This is a genomic window from Citrobacter sp. Cpo069 (assembly GCF_030332785.1).
In the GTDB taxonomy this organism is placed as follows: domain Bacteria; phylum Pseudomonadota; class Gammaproteobacteria; order Enterobacterales; family Enterobacteriaceae; genus Citrobacter; species Citrobacter portucalensis.
This window is the reverse complement of the sequence record NZ_JAOWHD010000059.1, coordinates 76,805-102,721: the sequence shown is the minus strand read 5'-3', so window position 1 is coordinate 102,721 and position 25,917 is coordinate 76,805. Positions and strand designations below refer to the sequence as shown.

General features: G+C 51.2%; 26 protein-coding genes. 11 read left to right on the top strand and 15 right to left on the bottom strand.

Annotation, left to right across the window (positions count from 1 at the left end; all coding sequences use genetic code 11):
- Genes OGY08_RS16465 through msrP form a run of 3 tightly spaced genes read right to left on the bottom strand, consistent with a single transcriptional unit; the run spans position 1 to position 3,167 of the window.
- Complete coding sequence (locus OGY08_RS16465) at positions 1-1,488, bottom strand: carboxypeptidase M32 (protein ID WP_125363467.1); 1,488 nt, start codon at positions 1,486-1,488, stop codon at positions 1-3.
- A 47-nt stretch (positions 1,489-1,535) separates the two neighbouring features.
- Positions 1,536-2,162 (bottom strand): protein-methionine-sulfoxide reductase heme-binding subunit MsrQ, encoded by a 627-nt coding sequence (msrQ, locus tag OGY08_RS16460; RefSeq protein WP_125363466.1) that lies wholly within the window; start codon positions 2,160-2,162, stop codon positions 1,536-1,538.
- The gene (msrP, locus tag OGY08_RS16455; protein ID WP_003832879.1) at positions 2,163-3,167 is read right to left on the bottom strand and encodes a protein-methionine-sulfoxide reductase catalytic subunit MsrP; all 1,005 of its coding nucleotides are present in this window, start codon (positions 3,165-3,167) and stop codon (positions 2,163-2,165) included. It abuts the gene before it with no gap.
- A 188-nt stretch (positions 3,168-3,355) separates the two neighbouring features.
- Between msrP and OGY08_RS16450 the strand changes: the two genes are divergently transcribed.
- The 3 genes from OGY08_RS16450 (at position 3,356) to OGY08_RS16440 (ending at position 6,394) form a co-directional block, all read left to right on the top strand.
- Positions 3,356-4,078, top strand: coding sequence for a winged helix-turn-helix domain-containing protein (locus OGY08_RS16450; RefSeq protein WP_125363471.1), 723 nt, complete (start codon positions 3,356-3,358; stop codon positions 4,076-4,078).
- Entirely contained in the window at positions 4,075-5,565 is a 1,491-nt protein-coding gene (locus OGY08_RS16445; protein ID WP_125363465.1) for a sensor histidine kinase, read from the top strand. The genes OGY08_RS16450 and OGY08_RS16445 overlap by 4 nt, the downstream gene beginning before the upstream one ends.
- 142 nt (positions 5,566-5,707) lie before the next feature.
- The gene (locus OGY08_RS16440) at positions 5,708-6,394 is read left to right on the top strand and encodes a CPBP family intramembrane glutamic endopeptidase (RefSeq protein WP_125363464.1); all 687 of its coding nucleotides are present in this window, start codon (positions 5,708-5,710) and stop codon (positions 6,392-6,394) included.
- 33 nt (positions 6,395-6,427) lie between these two features.
- Here OGY08_RS16440 and ynfM read toward each other — a convergent pair whose 3' ends face one another.
- Positions 6,428-7,681 carry a multidrug efflux MFS transporter YnfM/SxtP(Kp) gene (ynfM, locus tag OGY08_RS16435; RefSeq protein ID WP_003832886.1) on the bottom strand — a complete coding sequence of 418 codons (1,254 nt, stop codon included), beginning with the start codon at positions 7,679-7,681 and terminating at the stop codon, positions 6,428-6,430.
- A gap of 107 nt (positions 7,682-7,788) precedes the next feature.
- Between ynfM and ynfL the strand changes: the two genes are divergently transcribed.
- The 3 genes from ynfL (at position 7,789) to bioD (ending at position 10,858) form a co-directional block, all read left to right on the top strand.
- Positions 7,789-8,688: a multidrug efflux transcriptional activator YnfL/SxtR(Kp) gene (gene ynfL, locus OGY08_RS16430; RefSeq protein WP_125363463.1), complete on the top strand. Its 900-nt coding sequence runs from the start codon at positions 7,789-7,791 to the stop codon at positions 8,686-8,688.
- 128 nt (positions 8,689-8,816) lie between these two features.
- Complete coding sequence (gene mlc / locus OGY08_RS16425) at positions 8,817-10,037, top strand: sugar metabolism global transcriptional regulator Mlc (protein WP_048214222.1); 1,221 nt, start codon at positions 8,817-8,819, stop codon at positions 10,035-10,037.
- Positions 10,038-10,162: 125 nt separating this feature from the next.
- Positions 10,163-10,858, top strand: a complete 696-nt coding sequence (gene bioD / locus OGY08_RS16420; protein WP_020996409.1) for a dethiobiotin synthase — start codon at positions 10,163-10,165, stop codon at positions 10,856-10,858.
- Here bioD and clcB read toward each other — a convergent pair.
- The 6 genes from clcB to OGY08_RS16390 all read right to left on the bottom strand — a co-directional run bounded on the left by clcB (position 10,814) and on the right by OGY08_RS16390 (position 17,259).
- On the bottom strand, positions 10,814-12,103 hold the full coding sequence (clcB, locus tag OGY08_RS16415; RefSeq protein ID WP_008784724.1) for a voltage-gated ClC-type chloride channel ClcB: 1,290 nt from the start codon (positions 12,101-12,103) through the stop codon (positions 10,814-10,816). The two genes, bioD and clcB, sit on opposite strands and share 45 nt — an antisense overlap.
- Before the next feature lie 119 nt (positions 12,104-12,222).
- Entirely contained in the window at positions 12,223-12,837 is a 615-nt protein-coding gene (dmsD, locus tag OGY08_RS16410) for a Tat proofreading chaperone DmsD (protein WP_103285177.1), read from the bottom strand.
- A gap of 42 nt (positions 12,838-12,879) precedes the next feature.
- Positions 12,880-13,734 carry a dimethyl sulfoxide reductase anchor subunit family protein gene (locus tag OGY08_RS16405; protein WP_125363461.1) on the bottom strand — a complete coding sequence of 285 codons (855 nt, stop codon included), beginning with the start codon at positions 13,732-13,734 and terminating at the stop codon, positions 12,880-12,882.
- Position 13,735: 1 nt separating this feature from the next.
- On the bottom strand, positions 13,736-14,353 hold the full coding sequence (dmsB, locus tag OGY08_RS16400; protein WP_008784727.1) for a dimethylsulfoxide reductase iron-sulfur subunit DmsB: 618 nt from the start codon (positions 14,351-14,353) through the stop codon (positions 13,736-13,738).
- Positions 14,354-14,363: 10 nt separating this feature from the next.
- The gene (gene ynfE / locus OGY08_RS16395; protein ID WP_153687223.1) at positions 14,364-16,802 is read right to left on the bottom strand and encodes a selenate/tellurate reductase subunit YnfE; all 2,439 of its coding nucleotides are present in this window, start codon (positions 16,800-16,802) and stop codon (positions 14,364-14,366) included.
- Between the two features lie 148 nt (positions 16,803-16,950).
- Positions 16,951-17,259, bottom strand: coding sequence for a DUF1161 domain-containing protein (locus tag OGY08_RS16390; protein ID WP_008784729.1), 309 nt, complete (start codon positions 17,257-17,259; stop codon positions 16,951-16,953).
- A gap of 102 nt (positions 17,260-17,361) precedes the next feature.
- On the opposite strand from OGY08_RS16390, the gene OGY08_RS16385 reads away from it, so the two are divergent.
- Entirely contained in the window at positions 17,362-18,072 is a 711-nt protein-coding gene (locus tag OGY08_RS16385; protein WP_081003631.1) for a YnfC family lipoprotein, read from the top strand.
- Between the two features lie 6 nt (positions 18,073-18,078).
- On the opposite strand, the gene speG is transcribed toward OGY08_RS16385, so the two are convergent.
- Both speG and OGY08_RS16375 read right to left on the bottom strand, forming a co-directional pair.
- Positions 18,079-18,639 (bottom strand): spermidine N1-acetyltransferase, encoded by a 561-nt coding sequence (gene speG / locus OGY08_RS16380; protein ID WP_008784731.1) that lies wholly within the window; start codon positions 18,637-18,639, stop codon positions 18,079-18,081.
- Between the two features lie 35 nt (positions 18,640-18,674).
- Positions 18,675-19,016, bottom strand: coding sequence for a DUF1283 family protein (locus tag OGY08_RS16375; protein ID WP_003032382.1), 342 nt, complete (start codon positions 19,014-19,016; stop codon positions 18,675-18,677).
- Between the two features lie 153 nt (positions 19,017-19,169).
- Between OGY08_RS16375 and OGY08_RS16370 the strand changes: the two genes are divergently transcribed.
- The 4 genes from OGY08_RS16370 to OGY08_RS16355 all read left to right on the top strand — a co-directional run bounded on the left by OGY08_RS16370 (position 19,170) and on the right by OGY08_RS16355 (position 23,841).
- The gene (locus tag OGY08_RS16370) at positions 19,170-19,496 is read left to right on the top strand and encodes a YnfA family protein (protein WP_008784733.1); all 327 of its coding nucleotides are present in this window, start codon (positions 19,170-19,172) and stop codon (positions 19,494-19,496) included.
- Between the two features lie 107 nt (positions 19,497-19,603).
- A complete protein-coding gene (rspA, locus tag OGY08_RS16365; RefSeq protein ID WP_125363460.1) occupies positions 19,604-20,818 on the top strand; it encodes a starvation-sensing protein RspA in 1,215 nt (404 codons plus the stop codon).
- Positions 20,819-20,878: 60 nt separating this feature from the next.
- Positions 20,879-22,213: an MFS transporter gene (locus OGY08_RS16360; protein WP_008784734.1), complete on the top strand. Its 1,335-nt coding sequence runs from the start codon at positions 20,879-20,881 to the stop codon at positions 22,211-22,213.
- 161 nt (positions 22,214-22,374) lie between these two features.
- Positions 22,375-23,841 carry a mannitol dehydrogenase family protein gene (locus OGY08_RS16355; RefSeq protein ID WP_125363459.1) on the top strand — a complete coding sequence of 489 codons (1,467 nt, stop codon included), beginning with the start codon at positions 22,375-22,377 and terminating at the stop codon, positions 23,839-23,841.
- A 74-nt stretch (positions 23,842-23,915) separates the two neighbouring features.
- Here the strand turns inward: OGY08_RS16355 and ydfZ are convergent, their stop codons facing one another.
- The 3 genes from ydfZ to ydfG form a co-directional block, all read right to left on the bottom strand.
- Positions 23,916-24,119, bottom strand: coding sequence for a putative selenium delivery protein YdfZ (gene ydfZ / locus OGY08_RS16350; protein ID WP_003032393.1), 204 nt, complete (start codon positions 24,117-24,119; stop codon positions 23,916-23,918).
- Positions 24,120-24,310: 191 nt separating this feature from the next.
- The gene (locus OGY08_RS16345; RefSeq protein WP_003032396.1) at positions 24,311-24,997 is read right to left on the bottom strand and encodes a GntR family transcriptional regulator; all 687 of its coding nucleotides are present in this window, start codon (positions 24,995-24,997) and stop codon (positions 24,311-24,313) included.
- A gap of 86 nt (positions 24,998-25,083) precedes the next feature.
- Complete coding sequence (gene ydfG / locus OGY08_RS16340; protein WP_125363458.1) at positions 25,084-25,830, bottom strand: bifunctional NADP-dependent 3-hydroxy acid dehydrogenase/3-hydroxypropionate dehydrogenase YdfG; 747 nt, start codon at positions 25,828-25,830, stop codon at positions 25,084-25,086.
- Positions 25,831-25,917 lie beyond the last annotated feature (87 nt).

Below are 25,917 nucleotides of genomic sequence, written 5' to 3'. Positions count from 1 at the left end.
TTACAAATAGCGGGCTTCCAGATGAGAACGGAAATAACGGCTGCTGAGCGGCTCTCCGGTTGCCTGGGTAATAAGCTGTTCAGTAGTAAAGCGGCTGCCATGCTGCCAGATGTTCTGACGTAACCAGTCAAACAGGGCACCAAACTCACCTTGGGCAATAGACTGATTCAAATCAGGCAATGCGCGGTTAGCGGCACTGAACAACTGCGCTGCATACATGGCGCCTAAGGTATAGGAAGGGAAGTAGCCAAAGCCGCCGTCAGTCCAGTGAATATCCTGCATACAACCGTTACGGTAGTTTCCGATCGTTGACAGCCCCAGCCAGGCCTGCATTTTCTCGTTCCACAATGCCGGGATATCATCCACTTCAATATCGCCATTAATAAGCGCACGTTCGATTTCATAACGCAGGATCACGTGAGCGGGATAGCTTACCTCGTCGGCATCAACACGGATAAACCCGGGTTTGACCTGCTGGTTCCAGGCGATGAAATTGCTTTCTTCAAACGCTGCCTGATCGCCAAAGTGGCGCGTTACAGCCGGAATCAACCGCATCAGAAAGGCTTTACTGCGTCCCAGTTGCATCTCAAAGAACAGACTCTGGGACTCATGAATGGCGGTTGAGCGTGCCAGAGCAATAGGTTGCCCAGACCAGCTGCGTGGCAGGTTTTGCTCATAGCGCGCATGACCGGTTTCATGGATCACGCCAAACAGCGCGCTGAGTAATTCGTTTTCATCATAGCGGGTGGTAATGCGAACATCTTCTGGTACGCCGCCACAGAAAGGATGTGCACTGATATCCAGCCGACCAGCGGTAAAGTCGAAACCTAGCTGTGCCATTGTTTCAAGACCCAGCTCTCGCTGTACAGCTGTTGGGAAGGGACCTACCGGGGCGATGAGCGACTGCTGAGACTGCTTTGCCACCACCTTGTTTAACAGATCGGGCAGCCAGCTTTTAACGTCTGCGAAAAGGACATCCAACTGAGCGCTGGTCATTCCTGGTTCAAAGATGTCCAGTAGCGCGTCATACGGCGAACAACCTTTAGCTTCTGCGCGCAGTCGGGCTTCTTCGCGGCTGTACTTCACAACTTCTTTCAGGTTATCGGAAAATCCTTCCCAGTCATTAGCTGGTCGCTGGCTACGCCAGGCATGCTCACAGCGGCTTCCCGCAAGAGATTTTGCTTCTACCAACGATTCGGGCAACAAGGATGCCTGGTGATGCAATCGCGACATTTCGCGCAGGTTCGCCTGTTCTACATCGTTGAGAGCTTCCTGTTGCGCTGCGGCGATCCACATTGCCACTTTCGGATCGGTTAACAGTTGGTGCTCAAGCACGCTCAGCTCGGCCAGCGCTTCGCCTCGGGCTTTACTGCCTCCTGGCGGCATCATGGTAAACATGTCCCAACTGGCGATTGCCGAGAGGTGGGAGAAGCGAGAGAGCCGCTGGAACGTGCGGGTGAGCTGATGGTAATTATCATTGTTACTCATTTTTTGTTCTCGTTCTGTTTAGGTGTGGTTAAGAAGTTTACCGTGATTCACTCACTTTTCATAAGCACACCTTTGTACCCGGTTTTCCGCAACAGCTTTTTATAGCGAAAAGCCAGCAGAACCACAAAACAGATGGCGTAGATAATAGGGAGCGGTGATAACACTTTTACCGACCACAGATAATGCAGCGGTAGCAAAATGGCGGCCAGGTAGACGTAGTTGTGCAATGTTTGCCAGCGTTTGCCCATTTTACGCTGAGCGGCTTGGGTCGAGGTCAACGTCAACAGGAATAAGATAATCCAACCGGCCATACCCAGCATTAGCCATGGGCGTGAAACCAGTTCACGACCCAACAATCCCAGGTTTTGTATACCCAGTTCCAGCAGAGCATAGCTGGTTATATGCAGTGTGGCCCATGCAAAGCACCATAAACCTAACAACCGCCGGGTACGAAACAACAAAGGCTGCTTTGCATAGCGCGCAAGCGGCGATACCAGCAGGGTAGCCAGCAAAAACTTCAGCGCGGTAATGCCCGTAAAGTGCTGGATATCTTTTCCCGGGTCGGCACCCAACCCGCCATGCTGCGCGGCCCAGAAGAGCCATAGCAGGGGGATAAAACCGGCGAGATGCAGCAGCACTTTCAGACCGGTTATCTGTTTTGCAGTCAACCTCACTTAAAAATACTCCCGAAGATCCATGCCCTGATATAACGATGCCACCTCATCGGCATAACCATTAAAAGGTAACGTGGGCTGTCGCTGTACATCGAGAATGCCACCCGAACCGATAAAACGCTCAGTAGCCTGAGACCAGCGAGGGTGATCCACCTGCGGATTAACGTTGGCGTAAAAACCGTATTCATTCGGTGCTGACATATTCCAGGTCGTCGGTGGCTGCTCACGCGTCAGCTTGATACTGACTATCGATTTAATGCCCTTGAAGCCGTATTTCCAGGGCACGGTCAGGCGTATCGGCGCCCCGTTTTGCGGCGGCAATGCTTTGCCATATACGCCTACGGTGAGAAGTGTGAGCGGATGCATAGCCTCATCCAAACGAAGACCTTCGACATAGGGATATTTCAACCCACCGCCAATAAAACGGTCTTTCTGACCCGGCATTTCATCAGGGGCGTAGCGTGTTTCAAAGGCAACATATTTGGCGTGACTGGTTGGCTCAACCAGCGCCAGTAATTTATGCAACGGAAAACCCACCCACGGCACAACCATTGACCAGGCCTCAACGCAACGCATCCGATAAATACGCTCTTCTAATGGAAAGCGTGTGGTCAGCGCATCATGATCTAAGGTTAAAGGTTTGTTGACCTCACCGCTGATGGTTAACGTCCAGGGATCGGTTTTCAGGCTACCGGCATTGGCCGCAGGATCGGCTTTATCCAGACCAAATTCGTAGAAATTGTTGTAGCCCGTCACCTTGTCTTCTGGCGTCAGTGACAGGCTGTTTTGCCAGCGTTCGGGCTTTGTGAACTCAAGCGCTTTGCCTGCGGGTGCGGGTGGACGATCGTTGCCTTTAAACCAATCCAGCAAATTAGCCTGTGTAGGGGAGGACAGCGTGGCCGCAGCAGCACCTATCCCAAGTGCTTTGAGGATCTGTCGTCGTTGCATAAAAAATACTGACTCGGCTGTAACATCTGCTTCCCGAAGTGGACGTTTTTTTAGCATGACTTTTCCTTCTTATTTTCATGTTAAGGAAAACAAGCGACGTTTCCCTGTTGATGTCTGACGTGTCTATAACGACATACTGCTCGCATGCGTATCCCTGGATCCTCACGAAAAGTTAAAAATTTTGTGATAACTTCCGCCCCTTGCCTGAGGTAAGCTTTCAGCACGACGAGAGGGGGATGACACTGATGGCAGGCGCGAAAAAGATATTTTTGGTTGAAGATGACAGCGATATTGCCTCACTTTTGCAGCTTAGCCTGAAGGATGAGGGTTACGAGATTGTTCATGAGGCAGACGGAGCTCGTGCGCTTGAACAACTGGAGAAACACGTCTGGGATGCCGTTATCCTCGATCTGATGCTGCCGGGTGTCGACGGGCTGGAGATCTGTCGTCGCATTCGCCGAATGAGTTTTTATTTGCCCGTCATTATCATCAGCGCCCGCACCAGCGAAACGCACCGTGTATTGGGGCTGGAGATGGGTGCCGATGATTATCTGGCCAAACCTTTCTCGGTGCTGGAGTTGATGGCCCGGGTAAAGGCATTGTTTCGTCGTCAGGAAGCGATGAGTCAGAACCTACGTATGGAGGCGGGGATTATCACCGTTCATGGCGTAGAGATTGACCCATTAGCCCGGGAAGTCCGGCTGCATGGTAAATCCCTCGATTTAACGCCGCGCGAATTCGATCTGCTCTATTTTTTCGCCCGTCATCCAGGCGAGGTCTTTTCGCGTCAGGCGCTGTTAGATCAGGTGTGGGGCTACCAGCATGAAGGGTATGAGCATACGGTGAACAGTCATATTAATCGCCTGCGGACCAAAATTGAAAAGGATGCTGCGGAGCCGGAAATTATTCTCACTGTTTGGGGACGAGGCTATAAGCTTGCTGCGGTTAACGCGGAGCATCAGCCATGATTTATCGCCTGTCGCTGAGCCAGCGTCTGACCCTCGTCTTTACCGCCATTATGCTGATTTGTGCGGTTACTGTCAGTGTTGTCCAGATTCGCAGCAGTAAACAGTATGGTGACGCCATGGTGCAAAGGCTCTCACTGGAGCTGGCGAGCAAGATTGTCAAAAGTGAGTCGCTTATTGATGCCAGCGGGCAGATTAATCGCCAGACCTTAAAAGGATTGTTTAATCACCTGATGACGCTTAACCCCAGCGTGGAGCTGTATCTGATTTCACCGTCAGGTGAAATACTTGCTGATGCCGCACCGCCGAGGCATATCCAGCGGCAGAAAATTAGCGTACAGCCGATACAGGATTTCCTTAATTCAGATGCGTTGCCCGTCTATGGCAACGATCCGCGTAGCAGCCAGCAAAAGGTATTCAGCGCCGCGCCAGTTTTATATAACGGTGAGCTACATGGCTATTTGTACATTATTCTGCAGGGCGAAGATCTGAATATGCTGGCGAATACCGCCTGGCAAAAAACGCTCTGGAATACCGTGGCCTGGACGTTAATACTGGTTTTATTCGCCGGTGGAATTGCAGGTTTTCTGGTGTGGCGATGGGTGACGAATCCAGTAAAAAGGCTAACCGGACAGGTGGTAAAACTGGAGAAGGACAGCATTACCGTCATCAAACAATTGGCACAAAAAAATCCCGAACCGGTACCGGAGAATGAAATAGCGCTGCTGAACAATGCGTTTATCGAGTTAGCGCAGAAAATTGCCCAGCAGTGGGATTTATTAGCAGACAGCGATCGTCAGCGCAGAGAGTTTATTGCCAATATTTCGCACGATTTACGCACGCCGTTGACTTCACTGTTGGGGTATCTGGAAATGCTGTCGCTGAAAGCCGATACGATGACGCCTGAGGAAAACCGGCATTATCTTAGCATCGCGCTGCGCCAGGGGCATAAAGTTCGCCATCTGTCACAACAGTTGTTTGAGCTGGCAAGGCTGGAGCATGGCGGTATAAAACCGCAGCGTGAACGTTTTGCTATTGGTGAATTGATCCAAGATGTGGCACAGAAATTTGATCTCCCTGTTGCCACGCGTCATTTGCAGTTGCACCTTGACGTAACGGGGCCGTTACCGCTGGTGAATGCCGATTTATCGATGATAGAAAGAGTCGTGACGAATTTGCTGGATAACGCTATCCGTCATACGCCTGACGGAGGCGAAGTGCGGCTAAAAGTCTGGCGTGATGAAGACCGTTTATTCGCCGAAGTGCAGGACAGTGGGCCAGGGGTAGAAGAAGCTGTGCGAAAAGTATTGTTTCAGCGCCCGACCGCGTTAATTCCCCGTGAGCAGCGGGCCGAGCGCGGCGGCCTGGGCTTACTGATCGTGCGTAGAATGCTCGAACTGCATGGAGGGGATATCCATCTGGTTAGCTCAACGGCAGGGGCCTGCTTCCGTTTCTCGTTGCCGCTGGCGGATTCTCCTCTGAGTAGTTAACGGTGAAGTTCCGGAGTAAAGAGGGTTTGGCATTGTACTCATGGGCATTGCGTAAAAGTTGGTAGGTTGTCAGTGATAATGAGAATTTTTATCATGCATGGGTAATTCATCAACTTATCTTCGATGAACGCAAGGAGATCGTATGTCACAGGATGCCGACAACCTGTATATCGCCAGGACTAAAGCAGTTGCTGGCTGCTTTTCAATGTTTTTACTGATGTTTGGCCTCACGTTTACCCCGTTGTTTTTCCCCGCGAGTCAGGACCTGCTTGCCAAAGGGTTACTTTTTCCGCTGCTGTTTGCGTTGGAATTTGTTGTGCTGGTTCCGCTGTATTATTTATTCTTTAGAAAAAGAGAGGGACTGGGCAAAGGCATTTTCAACGCCAGGTGGTTTGCCATTTTGTTCGCGGCGCTGCTGTTTATTCAGCTTATCCTGCCATTGATTTTGGGTCTCAGACAAACTGAAGCGTGGGTGACCAGCCAAATATCCTTAAGTAGTTATGCGTTGTGGTTATCTACGTTGACCCTGATATTTATCGCGCCAGTTTATGAAGAAATTGTTTTCAGAGGCTGTTTATTCAACGCGTTCCAGTACTGGTTCAATAATAAAACCTGGCTGTCGTCAGTGGTGGTATCGGTCATTTTTGCCATCATGCATACGCAGTATGTGGATCTACGCACGTTGCTGATGTTGTTTCTTGTGTCGCAGGTGTTGATCCTGGCCAGACTGAAAAGCAACGGTCTGTTGATGCCAATTTTGCTGCATATAGTGATGAACGGGACAGTTGTTGCTCTGCAGATGGCGGCTCAGACGTTACAGCCAGGGTGATGAAGGTGATGCCCGGAACCCGGGCATCGCGGATTATACGTGCAGACGATGGTGCAAACGCGCACCGACCAGCAACGCCAACACCAGCATCAGGGCGATAAATCCGCCCACGCCGTTCCAGCCATAGCTGTGCCAGAACACACCGCCCAGCGTACCGGCAATACTGGATCCCAGATAATAGCTGAACAGATACAGGGAAGAAGCCTGGCCTTTAGCGCGTTTTGCCCGTGGTCCAATCCAGCTGCTTGCTACGGAGTGCGCGGCAAAAAAACCGGCTGAAAAGAGCAGCATCCCGGCGAAGATCAGCCATAGCGATGTGAACAGGGTCATCAAAAGTCCAACCAGCATCACGCCTGTTGAAAAGAGCATTACCGGGCCACGACCATAACGAGTGGTCATAGAACCCGCCTTTGGCGAACTCCATGTCCCGGTCAGATACGCCACAGATAACAAACCTACAACCGCCTGGCTGAGCTCCCACGGGGAGAGCATCAGGCGGTAGCCGATATAATTAAACAGCGTGACAAACGATCCCATCAGTAAAAAACCTTCCGCAAACAGCAGCGGCAAACCTTTGTCGCGCCAGTGCAAACGGAAGTTGATAAACAACGTTTTCGGGCGCAGCGATGTGGGTCTGAAATGACGGGATTCCGGTAAGATTTTCCAGAACATCAGCGCAGAGGCAAGGGCAAAACAGCCGATCGCTGCCAGCGCGATACGCCAGTTAAAAAAGTCGGTAAACACGCCGCTGATCAAGCGACCACTCATTCCGCCAATTGAGTTACCGCTGATATACAGGCCCATTGAGAAGGCGACGAAACTGGGATGAATTTCTTCACTCAGATAGGTCATCCCTACCGCTGCGACGCCGCTCAGTGAAAGTCCTATCAGAGCACGCATGATTAAAATACCGTGCCAGCTGGTCATCATCGTTGAAAGCAGCGTACAACAAGAGGCGAGCAGCAGCGCGGTAACCATCACCGGCTTGCGGCCAATAGCATCTGAAAGTGGGCCGGTAAACAGTAACCCTATCGCCAGCATCGCCGTCGAGATGGAAAGCGAGATACTGCTGCTTGCGGGAGAAACCCCAAACTCGTGCGAGAGCACTGGCAGTATGGGTTGTACGCAATAGAGGAGGGCAAAAGTCGCCAGTCCGGCGGAAAACAGCGCCAGCGTGACGCGCATAAATGGGGATGTTCCGCGTTTGATAAATCCATCCGGCGGGGTAACTATCTGTTCATCAACATCGCTTGTTGGCGCGGTATCGACAGTTGTTGTACGGCTCACTTGAAATCCTTGCTCATTCAATTACGTCTACAGGACCAGCCTTAAGAGTATGAAAATCACAATATTCTGTCTAATATATTAATAATCTCAAATAATATTTTAAAAATATGAATATCGAACTGCGTCATTTACGTTACTTTGTGGCCGTTGCCGAAGAGTTGCATTTTGGTCGGGCGGCGGCGCGGTTAAACATTTCGCAACCGCCGCTAAGTCAGCAGATCCAGATCCTTGAACAGCAGGTTGGCGCCCGGTTACTTGCCCGAACTAACCGTAGCGTGGCGCTGACCTCTGCCGGAAAGCAGTTTCTGGCGGACAGTCGGCAGATCCTCGGGCTGGTTAATGAAGCCGCCGCCAGGGCTGAGCGTTTGCATCTGGGAGAAGCAGGGGAATTGCGTATCGGCTTTACGTCGTCCGCGCCGTTTATCAAAGCGGTTTCAGATACGTTATCTCTGTTTCGCCAAAGCTACCCGGCAGTGCATATGCAAACCCGTGAAATGAACACACGTGAGCAAATAGCCCCGCTCAATGAAGGAACGCTGGATTTGGGACTTCTGCGTAATACGCAGCTTCCGGAAACGCTGGAGCGTGAAATCATTCTGCATGAACCACTGATGGCAATGATCCCACGTGCGCATCCGTTGGCGCAAAAACCCGTGGTCACGTTGGCCGAGCTGGCGAATGAGCCATTTGTCTTTTTTGACCCCCATGTGGGGACAGGGTTGTATGACGATATTCTGGGCCTGATGCGTCGCTATGGACTGAAGCCGACGATTGCACAGGAGGTTGGCGAGGCGATGACTATCATTGGGCTGGTGGCCGCAGGATTAGGGGTTTCTATACTTCCTGCTTCTTTTAAACGGGTGCAACTGTATGAAATGTGTTGGATCCCGATAGCGGAAGAAGATGCTGTCTCGGAAATGTGGTTAGTGTGGCCAAAGCATCATGAGCAAAGTCACGCCGCGCAACGTTTTCGCGAGCAGCTTCTGGCGGCCGTTCAGTGCGGTTAATTTAGTTTAAAAATGGGCGAAAATGTGCAGTAAATCACAAGGCTAAGTAAAAAGTTGACGGAAGCCATTGAAGTGCTTCACCATAGCCCGCAGATTATTTCGGAGCGCGAAAATAAAGGGAGTAAGTGGTGGTTGCTGATAGTCAGCCTGGGCATATCGATCAAATTAAGCAGACCAATGCGGGTGCGGTTTATCGCCTGATTGATCAGCTGGGTCCGGTATCGCGTATTGATCTCTCCCGCCTGGCACAATTGGCGCCTGCCAGCATTACCAAAATTGTCCGCGAAATGCTCGAAGCGCATCTGGTGCAAGAGCTGGAAATCAAGGAAGCGGGTAGCCGTGGTCGTCCGGCCGTTGGGCTGGTTGTCGAAACGGAGGCCTGGCACTACTTATCCATTCGTATCAGTCGTGGCGAGATTTTTCTGGCGCTACGCGATCTGAGCAGCAAGCTGGTGGTTGAAGATTGCCTGGACATGCCACTGGTCAGTGAAACGCCGTTGCTGGATCGCGTGATAACCCAGGTCGATCAGTTTTTCATCCGCCACCAGCAAAAGCTGGAGCGCTTAACCTCCATCGCCATCACCTTACCCGGTATTATCGATACTGAAAACGGTATCGTTCATCGCATGCCATTTTACGAAGATGTCAAAGAGATGCCGTTGGGCGAAGCGCTTGAGAACCATACCGGCGTGCCGGTGTATATTCAGCACGATATCAGCGCCTGGACGATGGCCGAGGCGCTTTTTGGCGCATCGCGCGGTGCGCGCGACGTCATTCAGGTGGTGATCGATCATAACGTGGGTGCAGGGGTGATCACTGACGGCCATTTGCTGCATGCAGGCAGCAGTAGCCTGGTGGAGATTGGCCATACGCAGGTCGATCCCTACGGTAAACGCTGCTACTGCGGCAACCATGGTTGTCTGGAAACAATCGCCAGCGTCGACAGCGTGCTCGAATTGGCGCAGGTGCGCCTGAAGCAGTCAATGAGTTCTTCTCTACATGGACAACCGTTAACGGTAGACGCGCTGTGTCTGGCGGCCATGCAGGGTGATTTATTGGCGAAAGATATCATTAGCGGCGTTGGGACCCACGTCGGTCGAATTCTTGCCATCATGGTGAATTTGTTCAACCCGCAAAAGATATTGATTGGCTCTCCGCTCAGTAAAGCGGCAGATATCTTGTTCCCTACCATTGCGGACAGCATTCGTCAGCAGGCGCTTCCGGCTTACAGTCAGCATATTGTCGTTGAAAGTACGCAGTTTACCAATCAGGGGACGATGGCGGGTGCGGCACTCGTGAAGGACGCGATGTATAACGGTTCTTTGTTGATTCGTCTATTACAGGGTTAACATTTTTTAACTGTTGTACGAAAAATTGCGCTATCTCAAGCTGATTCTGGTCGTCATACCTTAGACTTTCTCCACTGTTTTATTTTCCTGACTTATATTTTCAAAGCATAACGGTGGAGTTAGTGATGCTGAAGCGTTTCTTTATTACAGGTACAGACACTTCTGTTGGGAAGACCGTGGTTTCCCGCGCATTACTACAAGCGTTAGCGTCAGGGGGTAAAAGCGTTGCGGGTTACAAACCTGTAGCCAAAGGCAGCAAAGAGACGCCCGAAGGTCTGCGCAACAAAGATGCACTGGTACTGCAAAGTGTGTCATCTATCGAGCTGCCTTATGAGGCGATTAACCCAATTGCGTTGAGCGAAGATGAAAGTAGCGTGGCGCATAGTGGTCCGGTCAATTACACCCTGTTATCCAACGGTCTCGCAAGCCTCAGCGAAAAAGTCGATCACGTTGTCGTGGAAGGCACCGGAGGCTGGCGGAGCTTGATGAACGATCTGCGTCCGTTATCGGAGTGGGTGGTGCAGGAACAACTGCCGGTGCTGATGGTAGTGGGTATCCAGGAAGGCTGTATTAATCATGCGATCCTCACCGCGCAGGCGATAGCCAGCGACGGACTGCCGTTGATTGGCTGGGTTGCGAATCGCATTAACCCGGGGCTGGCGCATTATGCGGAAATCATTGATGTGCTGGGTAAAAAATTACCTGCACCGCTGATCGGTGAACTGCCTTATCTGCCTCGTGCAGAGCAGCGTGAGTTGTCGCAGTACATCCGCCTGTCAATGCTCGGCAGCGTGCTGTCGGTAGATAGAGTCGTGGCGTAACGTACGCGACAGTACCGACGCCAGGACACAGGCAATCAGTAATCCGGGGAGCAGGCGATACTCCCCGGTCATTTCACAAACCATCAGCGTCGACATTATTGGCGCATGCGTGGTAGCCGCCAGCAGCGTGGCCATCCCCGTTAATCCCAGCAAAATGGCAATTTCATCCGAGCCTGGAAGCCATAATCCCCATACCTGACCCAGCAACATGCCCACCGACAAGCCGACAAACAGCGTTGGCGTAAACACGCCACCCGGCGCACCGGAGCCACTGCTGGCAAGCACCGCCAGTAATTTGCAGATAAAAATCCCGCTAACCACGGCCAGCAGCGGTGGTGAAAGTAAATATGACTGCACCACGCTGTAGCCATTACCCCAGACCGTAGGCGTGAGCAATGAAAGCAGGCCAACGATCAACCCGCCAAGCGCCAGTTGCCACGGTGGCGAGAGTTTTAAGCGCAAAAATACATTATGGCTGGCGGTCATCAACCACATGAAGAGCGGTCCGCAGATGCCAGCAGCCAGACCGGTGCTGACAATCATAACGTATTCCAGAGCATGTAATTCCCGCGACAGGTGCACGGTATACAGCAGTGCATTGCTGTCGCTAAGCAGATTGGTGGTGAGTAATGCGACTACGGCGGATACCACTACCGGTCCCAGTGAGGCGAGGATCAGCGTGCCAAACAATACTTCGGCAATAAATAAACTGCCCGCCAGCGGGGCATGATAGGCTCCAGCCATACCTGCAGCGGCGCCACAGGCAATCCATAACTTCCATTCTGTACGCGGGGTAAAGCGTTGAGCAAAGCAGGAGGCCGCCAGCGCCGCCAGTAAAATCATGGCACCTTCACGTCCGATGGCGCTCCCGCTGGCGACGACCAGTAACGAGGCCAGCGATTTCACCAGGCTTGCACTGACGTCAAATTGTCCGTCGGTTTGCAGGGCTTCCATATAATCAGTGGGAGCCTGCGGACGTAAACGGTTAAATTTTTGCCAACCCCACAGTAGTAATCCAGCCGCCAGACCGCCGAGTGCAGGTGTCAGCATACGCCTTAAAGGCGATAGGTTTGTCGCTGCGTTGACCAGACTCCCTGTGTTGTTGCTCAGAAACAACCATTCGAGAAGTAGCATGGCATGACGAAATCCTGCGACGGCCAGCGCAGCAAGGACGCCAATCAACGCGGCGATCAGCAGGCGGCGGAACATGGCACGCAGGTCAGGGTAAGCATGTAAATGATGCATGAGTGGCCAGACTGGAAAATTCAGACGCTCTATTTTGCGGCTATTAGGTAACAGAAGCAAAAGCTCAGCGTGCGCAACAGGATGCACCACAGGCAGGACGCATCCTACCTGTGACGAAACTAACGGAACAAAGGCTTATCGGCTACCGGGATCAGTAACTGTGATTGCCACTGTGCCAGCGTCAGACGCGCCAGCTCACCCAGCGCCTGGTAGAACGGATGGTCGGCTTTTTCGATAAACACATTAAGGAAGCGCGATGACCATGGGAACAGATGCCAGGCCAGCAGTTGCTCGCACTCGGTGTGGCGTTCGTTCTCGGCAAGCCAGGCCGTCAGCAACAGCAGCGAACCAAAGTGATCTTCTGGCTCATTTTGCTGCATGGCAAACTGGATGCCGTTGTCCCGCATCCACTGACGTAATGCCAGCGTGGAGTCGCCAAACAACACGTTTTCACGATCCAGCCAGACGGATCCCCATGGCGGAGAAGGGAGCGCATAAGGTCCAACAAACAGACGTTGCCAGGCCTGCGGGAGAGACTCATCGGCCTCAGCCTGAAACTGAGCGACTAACGGCGAAAGCGTTGTCTTTTCAAGCGGCCACTGCGCCTGCCAGCCATAGGTTCTTAACGCACTGACCAGTGCCGAAGCTTCCGCACTGTCTGGGGCATAGTAAAATAGCGCGCCGAGCACGCGCGCTGCGGTAGAAAAGTTGTCACGTTGTGAAAAATGGGTCATGCAAACAATCCTGAACAGTGCGGGTTGCCCCGCACCCGAAAGTTAACCTGCGACAGCCATTCCGACTGTCATATGTAAACCGTAAAACAAACCGCGGCCAATGATTTCACCGACAAGCACCAGAATTAACCCGAGCGCCAACCCGCCAACGGACGGTCCTTTGCGACGGATCAACGGACATATCCAGCAACCCAGACCCGCGGCCAGCAGCAGGACTCGCCAGACCTGTAAACTGCCGTAGTCGGGAACCAGTGCGCTGGCGGATTGTACCGAACTGTGGATCTCGCCGAGTGACAGTCCCTGCAGCACAATAACGGCCACCGTAACCAGCAGAGCCAATACGCTGATACCGGCGAATCTGGCGGCGTTAAAAGAAACGCCTGCAGCACGCAGCAGCAGAGCGGCAAATAGCGGTCCACTGAGCAGCATCGTCATGAAAAACGCCAGTGTAGTATAGCCGTTATACCAGGTTGGGACGGTGTCTATCTGGTAGACGTTGGTCATCGCAAAGACAAATACCAGGCCCAGCAGCATGCTCAATAGCATCCAGATTTTACCTAACGCTGCGGGCATTTTACCGAGAAACGCCACCAGCCACCACAGGCCACCGACGGCGAAAAACAGCGAACCGCTGGCGATTTCGTTACTTAGCGCCGATGCGCCAATTCTGTTCAGCGAGTTAAACGCGCGCAGCGGCGAACCTAAATGCATAACCGAGGCGAGAAAGGCGATGCCCATTACCAGCCAGAGAAAAAACATACTGCGAACGATACGTTGTTTTGCCAACTCGTCTTTAGCGGTCAGCCAGCCGTAACCGCTGACGATCAGCGCCCCGGCTACGCACTGACCCAGCACCGTAAACAGTACCAGCGGCCATTCATGCCATCCATTTCCCATTTTACACCTCCTTCGGATTAGCCAGAAAACCCGTGGTATCCCCGGTCGGGCGGCAATTGGCGTTTGGTTTGATCACAATATTTGGTTTGGTGAAGTGCGCACCCGGCAGCGGGGCGACGGCAGCCAGTTCACCATGTTTTTTGCGCAGTTCGTCGATGGGGCCAAAATCCAGCGCACGCAGCGGACAGGACTCGACGCAGATGGGCTTTTTGCCGTCTGCAACACGATCATGGCAGCCATCACACTTGGTCATATGTCCTTTTGCAGCATTGTACTGTGGCGCACCGTATGGGCAGGCCATATGACAGTAGCGACAGCCAATGCACACGTCTTCATCGACCACCACAAAACCATCCTCACGCTTATGCATCGCACCACTTGGACAAACCTTGGTGCAGGCCGGATCCTCGCAGTGGTTACAGGAGATGGAGAGATAGTAGGCAAAAACGTTCTGGTGCCAGACACCGTTGTCTTCCTGCCAGTCACCACCTGCGTATTCGTAAATCCGCCGGAAACTGACGTCAGGGGTGAGGTCTTTGTAGTCTTTGCAGGCCAGCTCGCAGGTTTTGCACCCGGTGCAACGACTGGAATCAATAAAAAATCCATACTGAGTTGTCATGGGTTAGTCCTTAAACCTTCTCGATCTCGACCAGATTAGTGTGCTGTGGGTTGCCTTTTGCCAGCGGTGAAGGGCGCTGTGTTGTCAGCGTATTGACGCAGGCGCCATGGTCAATTTTGTCGCCGGCCATATCCGCATCGTGCCATGCACCCTGGCCCATTGCGCTGACGCCAGGCAGGATCCGTGGCGTCACTTTGGCCGGAATACGTACTTCCCCGCGGTCGTTAAAGACCCGCACCATATCGCCATTTGCAATACCACGTTTTTGGGCATCGACGGGATTGATCCACACTTCCTGACGACAGGACGCCTGCAGAACATCGATATTGCCGTAGCTGGAGTGCGTACGGGATTTGTAATGGAAGCCAAACAACTGCAGCGGAAATGCGCTGCGTTTGGGATCGTCCCACCCTTCAAACGTGGAGGCGTAGACGGGAAGTGGGCTAATTACTTCATCCTTCTGCAACTCCCATGTGTTGGCAATTTTCGCCAGCCGGCTGGAGTAAATTTCAATCTTTCCAGACGGTGTTTTGAGCGGATTGGCCTGCGGATTGTCGCGGAATTTTTTATAAGCGACAAAATGCCCGTTAGGATCTTTGCGTTTATAGATCCCCATTTTTTTCAGCTCGTCATAAGAAGGGAGCGCGGGGTCCTTGGCCAGCATTTTTGCATACAGATACTGGAGCCATTGTTCCTGAGTACGGCCTTCCGTAAACCGTTGATAGATATCATTGCCAAGGCGTTTGGCGACTTCGCTCATTATCCAGTAGATCGGTTTGCGCTCGAACTTCGGTGACGTCGCGGGTTGAATAAAAATGAGGTATCCCATGTTGCCCGCATAGTCGTTAGGAATGATGTCTTCCTGTTCGACGGTCATTAGGTCCGGCAGCAGGATATCGGCGTATTTCGCCGAAGATGTCATGAAATTTTCGATGACCACTATCATTTCGCATTTCGTATCATCCTGAAGGATCTCATGCGTTTTATTGATATCTGAGTGCTGATTAGTAATGGTGTTGCCCGCGTAGTTCCAGATAAATTTAATCGGTACATCGAGCTTATCTTTCCCGCGCACGCCATCGCGGGTTGCGGTCATTTCCGGACCCCGGGCGATGGCGTCGGTCCAGCTAAAGCAGGATATTTGGGTTTTGATGGGATTATCCGGCAGCGGCATGCGTTCAATCGTGATGGTGTAGGTTGATTCTCGTGCACCGCTATTGCCGCCGTTGATGCCAACGTTGCCGGTCAGGATTGGCAGCATTGCGATCGCGCGCGAAGTCAGTTCGCCGTTAGCCTGACGTTGTGGACCCCAACCCTGACAAATATACGCCGGTTTTGTACTACCGATTTCTCGTGCCAGTTTAATGATGCGCTCGGCCGGGATCCCTGTGACATGCGAGGCCCATTGGGGCGTTTTAGCGACACCGTCATCGCCATTGCCAAGTATATAGGCCTTGTAATGTCCGTTAGCGGGGGCGTCAGCGGGTAGGGTTTTCTCGTCATAACCGACGCAATATGTGTCAAGGAATGCCTGGTCGACGAGATCTTCGTTAATCAGGACCCAGGCGATTCCCGCCACCAGTGCGGCATCGGTTCCCGGACGGATAGGGATCCACTCATCTTCACGACCCGCAGCGGTATCGGTATAACGCGGGTCGATGACGATCATGCGGGCGTTAGAACGCTCCCGGGCCTGCTCAAGGAAGTATGTTATGCCACCGCCGCTCATGCGCGTTTCGGCAGGGTTATTGCCGAACATCACCACCAGCTTCGTGTTTTCAATGTCGGAGGTACTGTTGCCGTCATTTGAGCCGTAGGTGTAAGGCATTGCCGCCGCGATTTGTGCGGTACTGTATGTGCCGTAATGGCTCAGGAATCCGCCATAGCAGTTCATCAATCGAGCGACCAGCGAGGCATAAGGGGAGGAGCGAGTAATATTGCCGCCGACAATGCCAGAGGTGTAGTTGATATACACGGCCTCATTACCGTATTTTTGTACGGTATTTTTTAAACTGGTGCTGATGGTATCCAGCGCTTCCTGCCAGGTTATGCGTTCGAATTTACCCTCACCGCGTTTGCCCACGCGCTTCATAGGATAATTGAGACGATCCGGATGATTGATCCGTCGACGGATTGAGCGTCCACGTAAACAGGCACGCACCTGGTGCTGACCATAAATATCGTCTCCGGTCGTATCAGACTCCACCCATACGACCTCGTCATCTTTGACGTGGAGTTGCAGGGCACAACGACTGCCGCAGTTCACGGAACAAGCGCCCCAAACCACTTTCTCTTCAGCCGGTTGTATCGCCTGTTGTACCGCAGCAGCTGCGGTGCGCATCCCAAAAGGTAACGATAACCCGCCAGCGGCAAGCGCCAACGAACCTATAGCCGAGGATTTCACTAACATCCTGCGGCTAATGCCTCCATATTGCTCAGTATCAGACATAACTCACTCCATTATAGTTATCGCTATATATTAATCTCTATAGCGAAATTAATAGCATGCTAATAATAGAGTGAGTTTACCCATTTATGAGTATGGCATCTTAATGCATATCAAACTGGAGTAACCCTCCGCGTACGGAGGGTATGATTTATTGCGGTTCGGCGACGTGCCCGTCCTGTGCAGGCGAGCTGTTGGCAGGGGCGTTTCCACTGTTAGTCCGGGTGTAGAGAATTTTGTGCGTATCGTTTGCACAATGTCCTACCACCAGTGAATCAGGTTGATCGGCCTGATCGTTGGGGACAATGTTCAGCGTAAAACTGGACTCTGCGACGCCATTATTGATGATGCGCTGCTCGATATCGCTTTTCACGCGTTCACATGACGCAGGTGCCGCCAGAACCTGTGGGGATGCAACTGCCAGTAAGATCGCGGCAATTCCTGTTACGTATTTCATCATCAGCTCCTTTATGATCGACATAGACTAAGATTAGCATTTCTGGTGTAAATAACTGTATTTGCTAATATGATTGAGAATTATCTTCTTATCCCGGTGAAAAATGTGAAGAAACAGACCCTGTTAGGTTTCCTGTGTGTCGTGCTGGTCGGGTGTGATAACGCCAAAGGGCTGGTTTCCTTTACGCCGGAAATGGCCAGTTTTTCCAATGAGTTTGATTTCGATCCGCTGCGCGGGCCGGTGAAAGATTTCAGTCAAACGCTGCTCAACGACAAAGGTGAGGTCACCAAGCGCGTCGCTGGTACCCTGTCACAGGAAGGGTGTTTCGATACACTTGAACTGCACGATATCGAAAACAATACCGGTATGGCGCTGGTCTTGGATGCTAACTACTATCGGGATGCCGAAACGCTGGAAAAACGGATCCGTTTACAGGGCAAATGCCAACTGGCGGAACTGCCTGCTGCAGGTGTGGTGTGGGATACCGACGATAACGGTTTTGTCGTTTCCGCCACGGGGAAAGAGATGAAGGTGCAGTATCGATATGATGCCGAAGGCTACCCGCTGGGCAAAACAACCGTCAGTAAGGACAGTACTTTGCAGGTTGATGCTAAACCGTCGGTTGACCCATTGAAGAAGTTAGATTACACCGCGGTGAGCATGCTCAACAATCATCCGTTAGGCAATGTCAAACAAACGTGCAAATACGATGAATACGCAAATCCGATCAACTGCCAGCTTGTTATCGTTGATGAGAGCGTGAAGCCGGCAGTTGAACATCATTACTCGATTGAAAACACGATCGACTACTACTAGTCGTGTTTACTGAGCGGTAGGCGGCAGCAGATTAGGGCCTGCCGTTTTGTGCTCTGCCAGATACTGCTGCTGGAAGATACACATACGAATCGTGTTGCGGTATTGGCCGTTGATAAAGAACTCATGGATCAGCTCGCCTTCCACCATAAAACCGAGTTTACGGTAAATGTGGATAGCCTTTTCGTTCTCTTTATCGACGATCAGATACAGCTTATAGAGGTTGAGCACGGTAAAGCCATAGTCCATTGCCAGCTTTGCTGCCCGTGAGGCCAGACCCTTCCCCTGATATTCCGGCGAAATAATAATCTGGAATTCGGCCCGGCGGTGTACATGGTTAATTTCAACCAATTCCACCAGTCCGGCTTTTTCACCGTCGCACTCCACCACGAAGCGGCGTTCGCTTTGGTCGTGGATGTGTTTGTCATACAGGTCTGACAGCTCAACAAACGCTTCGTAAGGCTCTTCGAACCAGTAGCGCATTACGCTGGCATTATTATCAAGCTGATGGACGAATCGTAAATCTTCACGCTCCAGCGGGCGCAACTTAACACTGAGGGCGCTAGTCATATCGTATCCTTTCAATATCCTTCAAAGTGCAATGATTATGGGGCAACGGTGCGGCCAGTACGGCGGTCGAGGCAGCGCAGGGTGTTAGGTTCCCAATACGCATTAATATTAGCGCTCTGCTCGCACTTATCACGGCTATCAAAGGCCGTATCGGCTTTGTCCCACTCTTTCTCTGCACGTTTATTGACTTTCTGGCGAAGCTGACGCGTATCGTTCCATTGTTCCTTTTCCATTGCGGCTTGTTGACGACTTTGCGCACTGTCTCCGGATTCAATGACCAGTTTACTGGTTTCAGCAAATGCGGAAGAGGTGTACACAGCCGCAGCCAGCGTCAGCATAGCCGTCAGGCACAGGCGTTTGGTCAGTGTAATTTTCATGGTGAATTCCTTTTATGGGAAAGGGTAAAAACGATAAAACAGGGTTAAATTCTACACTATTCCAGTTTGCGGGCATACCCACCCGGTGGATATGGATACGCTAACGAGATTCTGTCGTATCATGGTTAAACCGAAGGTAACTGAATAACATCAATGCTTAAGACCACATTTCTTTTTTTCATCACCGCGTTATGCGAAATCATTGGCTGCTTTTTACCCTGGCTTTGGCTTAAGCGAGGAGCTACAGCCTGGTTGCTGATACCCGCCGGGGTGTCACTGGCTTTATTCGTCTGGTTGCTGACACTGCATCCGGCAGCCAGCGGGCGTGTATACGCAGCCTATGGCGGTGTTTACGTGGTGACCGCGCTGCTATGGCTACGTATTGTCGATGGTGTAAAACTCAGTTTATATGACTGGTCTGGCGCGCTGGTGGCGTTGTGCGGCATGCTGATCATTGTGGCTGGATGGGGGCGCGCATAGCGCCTTTTTTGTGATCAAACAGCGTTTTTTTGATCTTTATACTTGTATGGTAGTAGCTCAGTTGAGTAAATTTCCTGCATCACAAGAACAGATGTAGGGAATAAGAAATGAAGATTGTTGGGGCTGAAGTGTTTGTCACCTGTCCTGGGCGTAATTTTGTAACGTTGAAAATTACGACAGAAGATGGGATCACCGGGCTGGGAGATGCCACGTTAAATGGACGCGAGCTGTCCGTGGCGTCCTATCTGAAAGATCACGTGTGTCCGCAGCTTATTGGTCGCGATGCGCATCGTATTGAGGACATCTGGCAGTTTTTCTACAAAGGCGCGTACTGGCGTCGTGGTCCGGTCACCATGTCGGCGATTTCTGCGGTGGATATGGCTCTCTGGGATATCAAAGCGAAAGCGGCGAATATGCCGTTGTACCAGTTGCTCGGCGGTGCTTCTCGTGAAGGGGTTATGGTCTACTGCCACACCACAGGCCATACCGTTGATGACGTACTCGAAGATTATGCGCGTCATAAAGAAATGGGCTTTAAAGCGATTCGCGTACAGTGCGGCGTGCCGGGTATGAAAACCACTTACGGTATGTCTAAAGGCAAAGGACAGGCCTACGAACCCGCCACCAAAGGGCCATGGCCGGAAGAGCAGTTGTGGTCAACGGAGAAATACCTGGATTTCACACCAAAATTGTTTGCTGCCGTGCGTGACAAGTTTGGTTTTAACGAACATCTCCTGCACGACATGCACCACCGTCTGACGCCAATTGAAGCGGCCCGTTTTGGCAAAAGCATTGAACAGTACCGTTTGTTCTGGATGGAAGACCCAACGCCAGCTGAAAACCAGGAGTGCTTCCGCCTGATCCGCCAGCATACGGTCACGCCGATTGCGGTAGGGGAAGTGTTCAACAGCATCTGGGACTGTAAACAGCTTATTGAAGAACAACTGATCGACTATATCCGCACCACCATCACCCATGCGGGTGGTATCACCGGTATGCGCCGGATTGCTGATTTCGCGTCGCTGTATCAGGTTCGTACCGGTTCACATGGACCTTCCGATCTGTCGCCTGTGTGCATGGCCGCCGCGCTGCATTTTGATCTGTGGGTGCCGAACTTCGGCGTACAGGAATATATGGGCTATTCCGAGCAAATGCTGGAAGTGTTCCCACATAACTGGACCTTTGATAACGGCTATATGCACCCAGGAGACAAACCTGGTCTTGGGATCGAGTTTGACGAAAAACTGGCAGCGAAATATCCGTATGACCCTGCATATCTGCCCGTTGCTCGCCTGGAAGATGGCACGCTGTGGAACTGGTAAATATAAATTTTACGTACAAAAGATGTTGATTAACCCAATACCCTACAGAAGGTTAAACTTATGGTTAGTTCAGTCGATATTAAAAATAACGTAGATAATAAGCCTATTATTCGTCGAGTGGCTTCAGCATCCGCAATTGGTACTGCTGCTGAGTATTATGATTTTTTTGCATACGGGACTGCAGCTGTACTCTTTTTTGGTCATCTATTTTTCCCGAGTGACGATCCGTTAATAAGTACTCTCGCTGCTTTTGCAACCTATGCTGTTGGTTTCCTTGCAAGACCATTAGGAGGAATCGTCTTTGGGCATATTGGCGATAAGGTTGGGCGTAAAAAAGCACTGGTTATTACTATATTAATTGTTGGTTTGGGGACGTTCTGTATAGGGTTATTACCTACATATGAGAAAATAGGTGTATGGGCTCCAGCTTTACTTATTTTTATTCGTGTATTACAGGGATTTGGCGTTGGAGGTGAGCAAGCTGGTGCAGTACTGATGACGGCTGAATATTCTGAACCCAAACATCGTGGATTTTTTTCCAGTTGGGTTCAAATCGGTGCGCCGGTTGGTTTCCTCCTGCCGTTAGCGCTCTTTGCGCTGTTAAATGCCACACTTTCTCCAGAGGCAATGATGGATTACGGGTGGCGTATACCGTTTCTGTTGAGTCTGTTGCTGGTTATTGTTGGACTGTTTATCCGCTTAAAAATTGATGAATCACCTGTCTTTGCTCAGATTAGGGAGACAAAAGCAGAAGAATCACGTCCATTAGTTGAAGTTATCCGCGATTTTCCTGGCATTGTTGCCAAGGGGGTCTGCGCGAAACTGATTGAAGCTTGCACATTTGCAATGTTCACAGTGATTGTTTTGGCTTACGGAAAGGCAAACAATCTTGATGCTAATATTTTGATGGAGACAATGATCGTTGCGGTCATAATAGAAATAATTGCAATACCGTTGATGGGGTCGCTATGCGATAAAATTGGACGTAAACCAGTCTATATTATCGGTGCGCTGCTGCAGGTCGTTATGATTATTCCTTTCTTTCTTGCGATTAATCAGGATAGTTTTTGGCTTACACAAATAGTAATGATCCTGGTACTGAGTGTTGGGCATAGTATGTGTTATGCACCTCAGGCTTCTTATTTTCCGGAGCTTTTCCCAACTCATATTCGCTGTAGCGGAATAGCTTTAATTTGGCAACTGGGGTCGCTAATAGGCAGTGGCATTCTTGGACTGGTAGCAGTAAAAATTCTGCAAGTAACAGGTGGACATTACTATGGACTTGCAACCTATGTGATTGTACTTGGAGTTATCTCAATTATTGGTTTGTTGATGATGCCGGAAACCGCTCCGCAAAGACTTAAGCGTGAATACCAGCAGTGGCAGAAACATTAATATCCTTTGGCGGCAGTATGCCGCCAAATTCACTGACTTTGGTATATAACTCAACAAATGATGTCATACCAATCATAAAAAGCTTAATGCAAATCAAAACATACAACCATACAGGCGTTACTCTGGAACAGTCCTGATTTCATTTATAAGTAGGCCATACCATGCAAAACAAGCTCTTAGCGGCTAAGGCTGCACTTCCTGACTACGATCGTACAAAACTGGTTACGCGTATTGTTCATCTGGGATTTGGCGCGTTTCATCGCGCACATCAAGGTGTTTACGCTGACATTCTGGCCGCCGATCACGGCAGTGACTGGGGCTACTGCGAAGTGAACCTGATTGGCGGCGAGCAGCAGATTTTCGATCTGAAACAGCAAGATAATCTGTATACCGTTGCAGAGATGTCTGCTGATGCCTGGACTGCGAGAGTCGTGGGCGTGGTGAAAAATGCATTGCATGCGCAGGTTGATGGTCTGGAAAGCGTACTGGCAGCGATGTGTGAACCGCAGGTCGCGATCGTTTCCCTGACCATCACCGAGAAAGGATACTGCCATTCTCCGGCGACCGGCCAACTGATGTTAGACAACCCGATGATTGCAGCCGATCTGCAAAACCCTAAACAGCCTAAAACTGCGCCGGGCGTGGTGGTTGAAGCCCTGGCGCGTCGCAAAGCTGCGGGTTTAGCCGCCTTTACCGTGATGTCCTGCGATAACATGCCAGAAAACGGTCATGTGATGCGCAATGTTGTCATTGCATATGCCCGAGCGGTAGATATGGAACTGGCCGCGTGGATCGAACAACATGTGACATTCCCATCAACAATGGTTGACCGCATTGTCCCTGCAGTTACGCAGGAGACGCTGGACAAAATTGAACATATCACCGGTGTACGCGACCCGGCAGGCGTGGCATGCGAACCGTTCCGCCAGTGGGTAATTGAAGATAACTTTGTTGCCGGCCGTCCTGAATGGGAAAAGGCCGGGGCGGAACTGGTAGCTGATGTCATTCCGTTTGAAGAGATGAAACTGCGTATGCTCAACGGCAGCCACTCTTTCCTTGCGTATCTTGGGTATCTGGCGGGATATCAACATATTAACGATTGCATGGGCGATGAAAACTATCGTCTTGCTGCACGTGCGCTGATGTTGCAGGAACAAGCACCTACGCTGAAAGTAAAAGGTGTTGACCTACAGCGCTACGCCGATCTGTTAATTGAACGCTACAGCAATCCGGCGCTGCGTCATCGTACCTGGCAGATCGCCATGGACGGTAGCCAAAAACTGCCGCAGCGTATGCTTGATTCCATTCGTTGGCACATTGTGCACGGTAGTGACTTTGCGCTGCTGGCACTGGGTGTCGCTGGTTGGATGCGTTACGTAGGTGGTGTGGATGAACAGGGCCAGGCGATTGAAATTAGCGATCCACTGTTGCCGGTGATCCAGAATGCGGTGCGTAGCAGCAGCGAAGGCGAAGAGCGCGTTCAGGCGCTACTGGCAATCGATGCTATTTTTGGCCGTGAACTGCCACAGGTTGAACTGTTCAACCGTCAGGTTACACAAGCGTATCTTACTTTACTGGCTGAAGGGGCGAAGGCGACGGTTGCGAAGTATGCAGCAAAACTGAAGTAACGAAGATTATGCTTTATGTCGCCATCTGGCTTGCAACGGCCAGATGGCGCTGTGTTTTCTGGCATTCACACCAATTAGTTCATGCCTAAACGAATCAGCTCGAGGGGGGCGTATTTGCCTTCACATCCTTCGATTTCCACTGTTTTCCCGCGGCGAATCTGCTCAGCGGTCAGGCCATCGGTATCTATTGCTGTAATGCGGCCTGTGAGTCCGGTGTCGCTGATCATGACGCGGCTGCCAGTGGTGATTGCGTTACGGTTACGATCGTATGTTTTCATGGTGTTTTCTCCTTTCCAACTTACCGTCAAAGCCCGTGGGCTTTTAGTCCCACGTAACGGGCGCAATATAAATACGCTTCTCGTTAATGATTTTTTTTGTTTTCGATCAAAATCACAGCTTTTTTTATGCAGTTATGCGGGAGAGGGGAAAACGCAGGAGAAACTCACCCCGGTGTGAGGTGAGCGTAGTACTAATCTTCGCTGAACCAGTCGCTATTTTCCTGACGAATAAGCTGAACGGACTCACCAATTTCCTGAAGATGGAGCATCATTGCGCGCTCGACCGCATCGCCGTCATGCTTCTCAAGGGCGGCAAAGATATCGTGATGCTGGCGTAGCAGCATTTCAGGCGGGGAAATATGATCCAGGCTCATATAACGAACGCGGTCAATTGTAGCCTTTATATTCTCAACGGTATCCCAGGCGAGTTGGCACTCGGCGATTAAAGCCAGTTTCTGATGAAACTCATCATCAAGCTGGAAGAAATCATTAATCTGTTTTCGGTCAATTGCGATGCGCTGCTGATGCAAATTCTGTTCAAGCTGATAGCACTGTTGATCGTTGATCAGCGATGCGGCGCGGCGTACCACGGCACATTCAATTGCCTGGCGAACAAAACAGCCGTTTTGCACCTGCGACAGCGAAATTTTATTCACGTAGCTGCCACGCTGCGGGCGGATCTGAATCAGACCGTTCTCAGCCAGTTTGATGAATGCTTCTCGTACCGGCTGGCGTGACACATTAAAGCGTACAGAAACCTCTTTCTCCGACAGCGGTGTACCGGGTGCGATCAGACAATGCACGATATCACGGCGAAGAATACGGTAAATCTGTTGATTTACTGGCTGTGTAGGGTTGAGCTGCGTTTCTACGGTCATTCATTCTTACTTTTTAGAGAGTTAACCCGGATATTTTATCACTTCTTTCTGGCTATCTATACCCGGCACAAGGCCGGGCAGAGAAATTAGCCCCGGTGGATACTCAGCCCGGCAAAAGACTGTGTGACAGGCATCATTTCAAGGGTGTTGATATTGACATGAGCCGGTAAAGAAGCCACCCACCATACCGCTTCTGTAACATCTTGCGGAGTCAGCGCCGTGGTATTTTCGTAGGCTTTTTCAGCTTTGGCGTCATCACCTTTAAAACGGACATTAGAGAACTCCGTACCGCCAACCAGACCCGGCTCGATGTCGGTAACGCGAATTGCAGTGCCGTGTAAATCAGTACGTAAATTCAGGCTAAACTGGCGAACAAACGCTTTGGTCGCACCGTAGACGTTACCGCCAGCGTATGGCCAGCTGCCCGCGGTAGAACCGATATTGATAATATGACCGCGGTTGCGTTCAACCATGCCTGGCAGAACGGCACGGGTCATATAAACCAGCCCCTTGTTGTTGGTGTCGATCATATTTTCCCAGTCTTCAATGCTGGCCTTGTGAGCAGGCTCAAGGCCCAGCGCCAGACCCGCGTTGTTGACCAGAACATCAATATTGCGCCATTCAGCAGGAAGGGCGTCCAGCATCTCTTCAATCGATGCACGATTACGTACGTCCAGTTGCGCGGTATAGAGGCGGTCACCCAATTCCTCTTTCAGTTCCTGCAGGCGCTCCTGGCGGCGTCCGGTGGCAATAACTTTATGCCCATTCTCAATAAAACGACGCGTAATGCACTCACCAAAACCTGCGGTTGCTCCGGTTACTAAAACGATCATCTCACTGTTCCTCAACGCTTTTTATGTCGTACTACCATAGCACGTCATTTCCGTTCAGAGCTATTCCTGCGTAACGCGATTGCGGTT

Coding starts and splice junctions, on each gene's coding strand:
- OGY08_RS16465 (WP_125363467.1), bottom strand. CDS start 1,488: ATGAGTAACAATGATAATTACCATCAGCTCACCCGCACGTTCCAGCGG.
- msrP (WP_003832879.1), bottom strand. CDS start 3,167: ATGCTAAAAAAACGTCCACTTCGGGAAGCAGATGTTACAGCCGAGTCA.
- OGY08_RS16450 (WP_125363471.1), top strand. CDS start 3,356: ATGGCAGGCGCGAAAAAGATATTTTTGGTTGAAGATGACAGCGATATT.
- OGY08_RS16445 (WP_125363465.1), top strand. CDS start 4,075: ATGATTTATCGCCTGTCGCTGAGCCAGCGTCTGACCCTCGTCTTTACC.
- OGY08_RS16440 (WP_125363464.1), top strand. CDS start 5,708: ATGTCACAGGATGCCGACAACCTGTATATCGCCAGGACTAAAGCAGTT.
- ynfL (WP_125363463.1), top strand. CDS start 7,789: ATGAATATCGAACTGCGTCATTTACGTTACTTTGTGGCCGTTGCCGAA.
- bioD (WP_020996409.1), top strand. CDS start 10,163: ATGCTGAAGCGTTTCTTTATTACAGGTACAGACACTTCTGTTGGGAAG.
- clcB (WP_008784724.1), bottom strand. CDS start 12,103: ATGCATCATTTACATGCTTACCCTGACCTGCGTGCCATGTTCCGCCGC.
- dmsD (WP_103285177.1), bottom strand. CDS start 12,837: ATGACCCATTTTTCACAACGTGACAACTTTTCTACCGCAGCGCGCGTG.
- OGY08_RS16405 (WP_125363461.1), bottom strand. CDS start 13,734: ATGGGAAATGGATGGCATGAATGGCCGCTGGTACTGTTTACGGTGCTG.
- dmsB (WP_008784727.1), bottom strand. CDS start 14,353: ATGACAACTCAGTATGGATTTTTTATTGATTCCAGTCGTTGCACCGGG.
- ynfE (WP_153687223.1), bottom strand. CDS start 16,802: ATGTCTGATACTGAGCAATATGGAGGCATTAGCCGCAGGATGTTAGTG.
- OGY08_RS16390 (WP_008784729.1), bottom strand. CDS start 17,259: ATGATGAAATACGTAACAGGAATTGCCGCGATCTTACTGGCAGTTGCA.
- speG (WP_008784731.1), bottom strand. CDS start 18,639: ATGACTAGCGCCCTCAGTGTTAAGTTGCGCCCGCTGGAGCGTGAAGAT.
- OGY08_RS16375 (WP_003032382.1), bottom strand. CDS start 19,016: ATGAAAATTACACTGACCAAACGCCTGTGCCTGACGGCTATGCTGACG.
- OGY08_RS16370 (WP_008784733.1), top strand. CDS start 19,170: ATGCTTAAGACCACATTTCTTTTTTTCATCACCGCGTTATGCGAAATC.
- rspA (WP_125363460.1), top strand. CDS start 19,604: ATGAAGATTGTTGGGGCTGAAGTGTTTGTCACCTGTCCTGGGCGTAAT.
- OGY08_RS16360 (WP_008784734.1), top strand. CDS start 20,879: ATGGTTAGTTCAGTCGATATTAAAAATAACGTAGATAATAAGCCTATT.
- OGY08_RS16355 (WP_125363459.1), top strand. CDS start 22,375: ATGCAAAACAAGCTCTTAGCGGCTAAGGCTGCACTTCCTGACTACGAT.
- ydfZ (WP_003032393.1), bottom strand. CDS start 24,119: ATGAAAACATACGATCGTAACCGTAACGCAATCACCACTGGCAGCCGC.
- OGY08_RS16345 (WP_003032396.1), bottom strand. CDS start 24,997: ATGACCGTAGAAACGCAGCTCAACCCTACACAGCCAGTAAATCAACAG.
- ydfG (WP_125363458.1), bottom strand. CDS start 25,830: ATGATCGTTTTAGTAACCGGAGCAACCGCAGGTTTTGGTGAGTGCATT.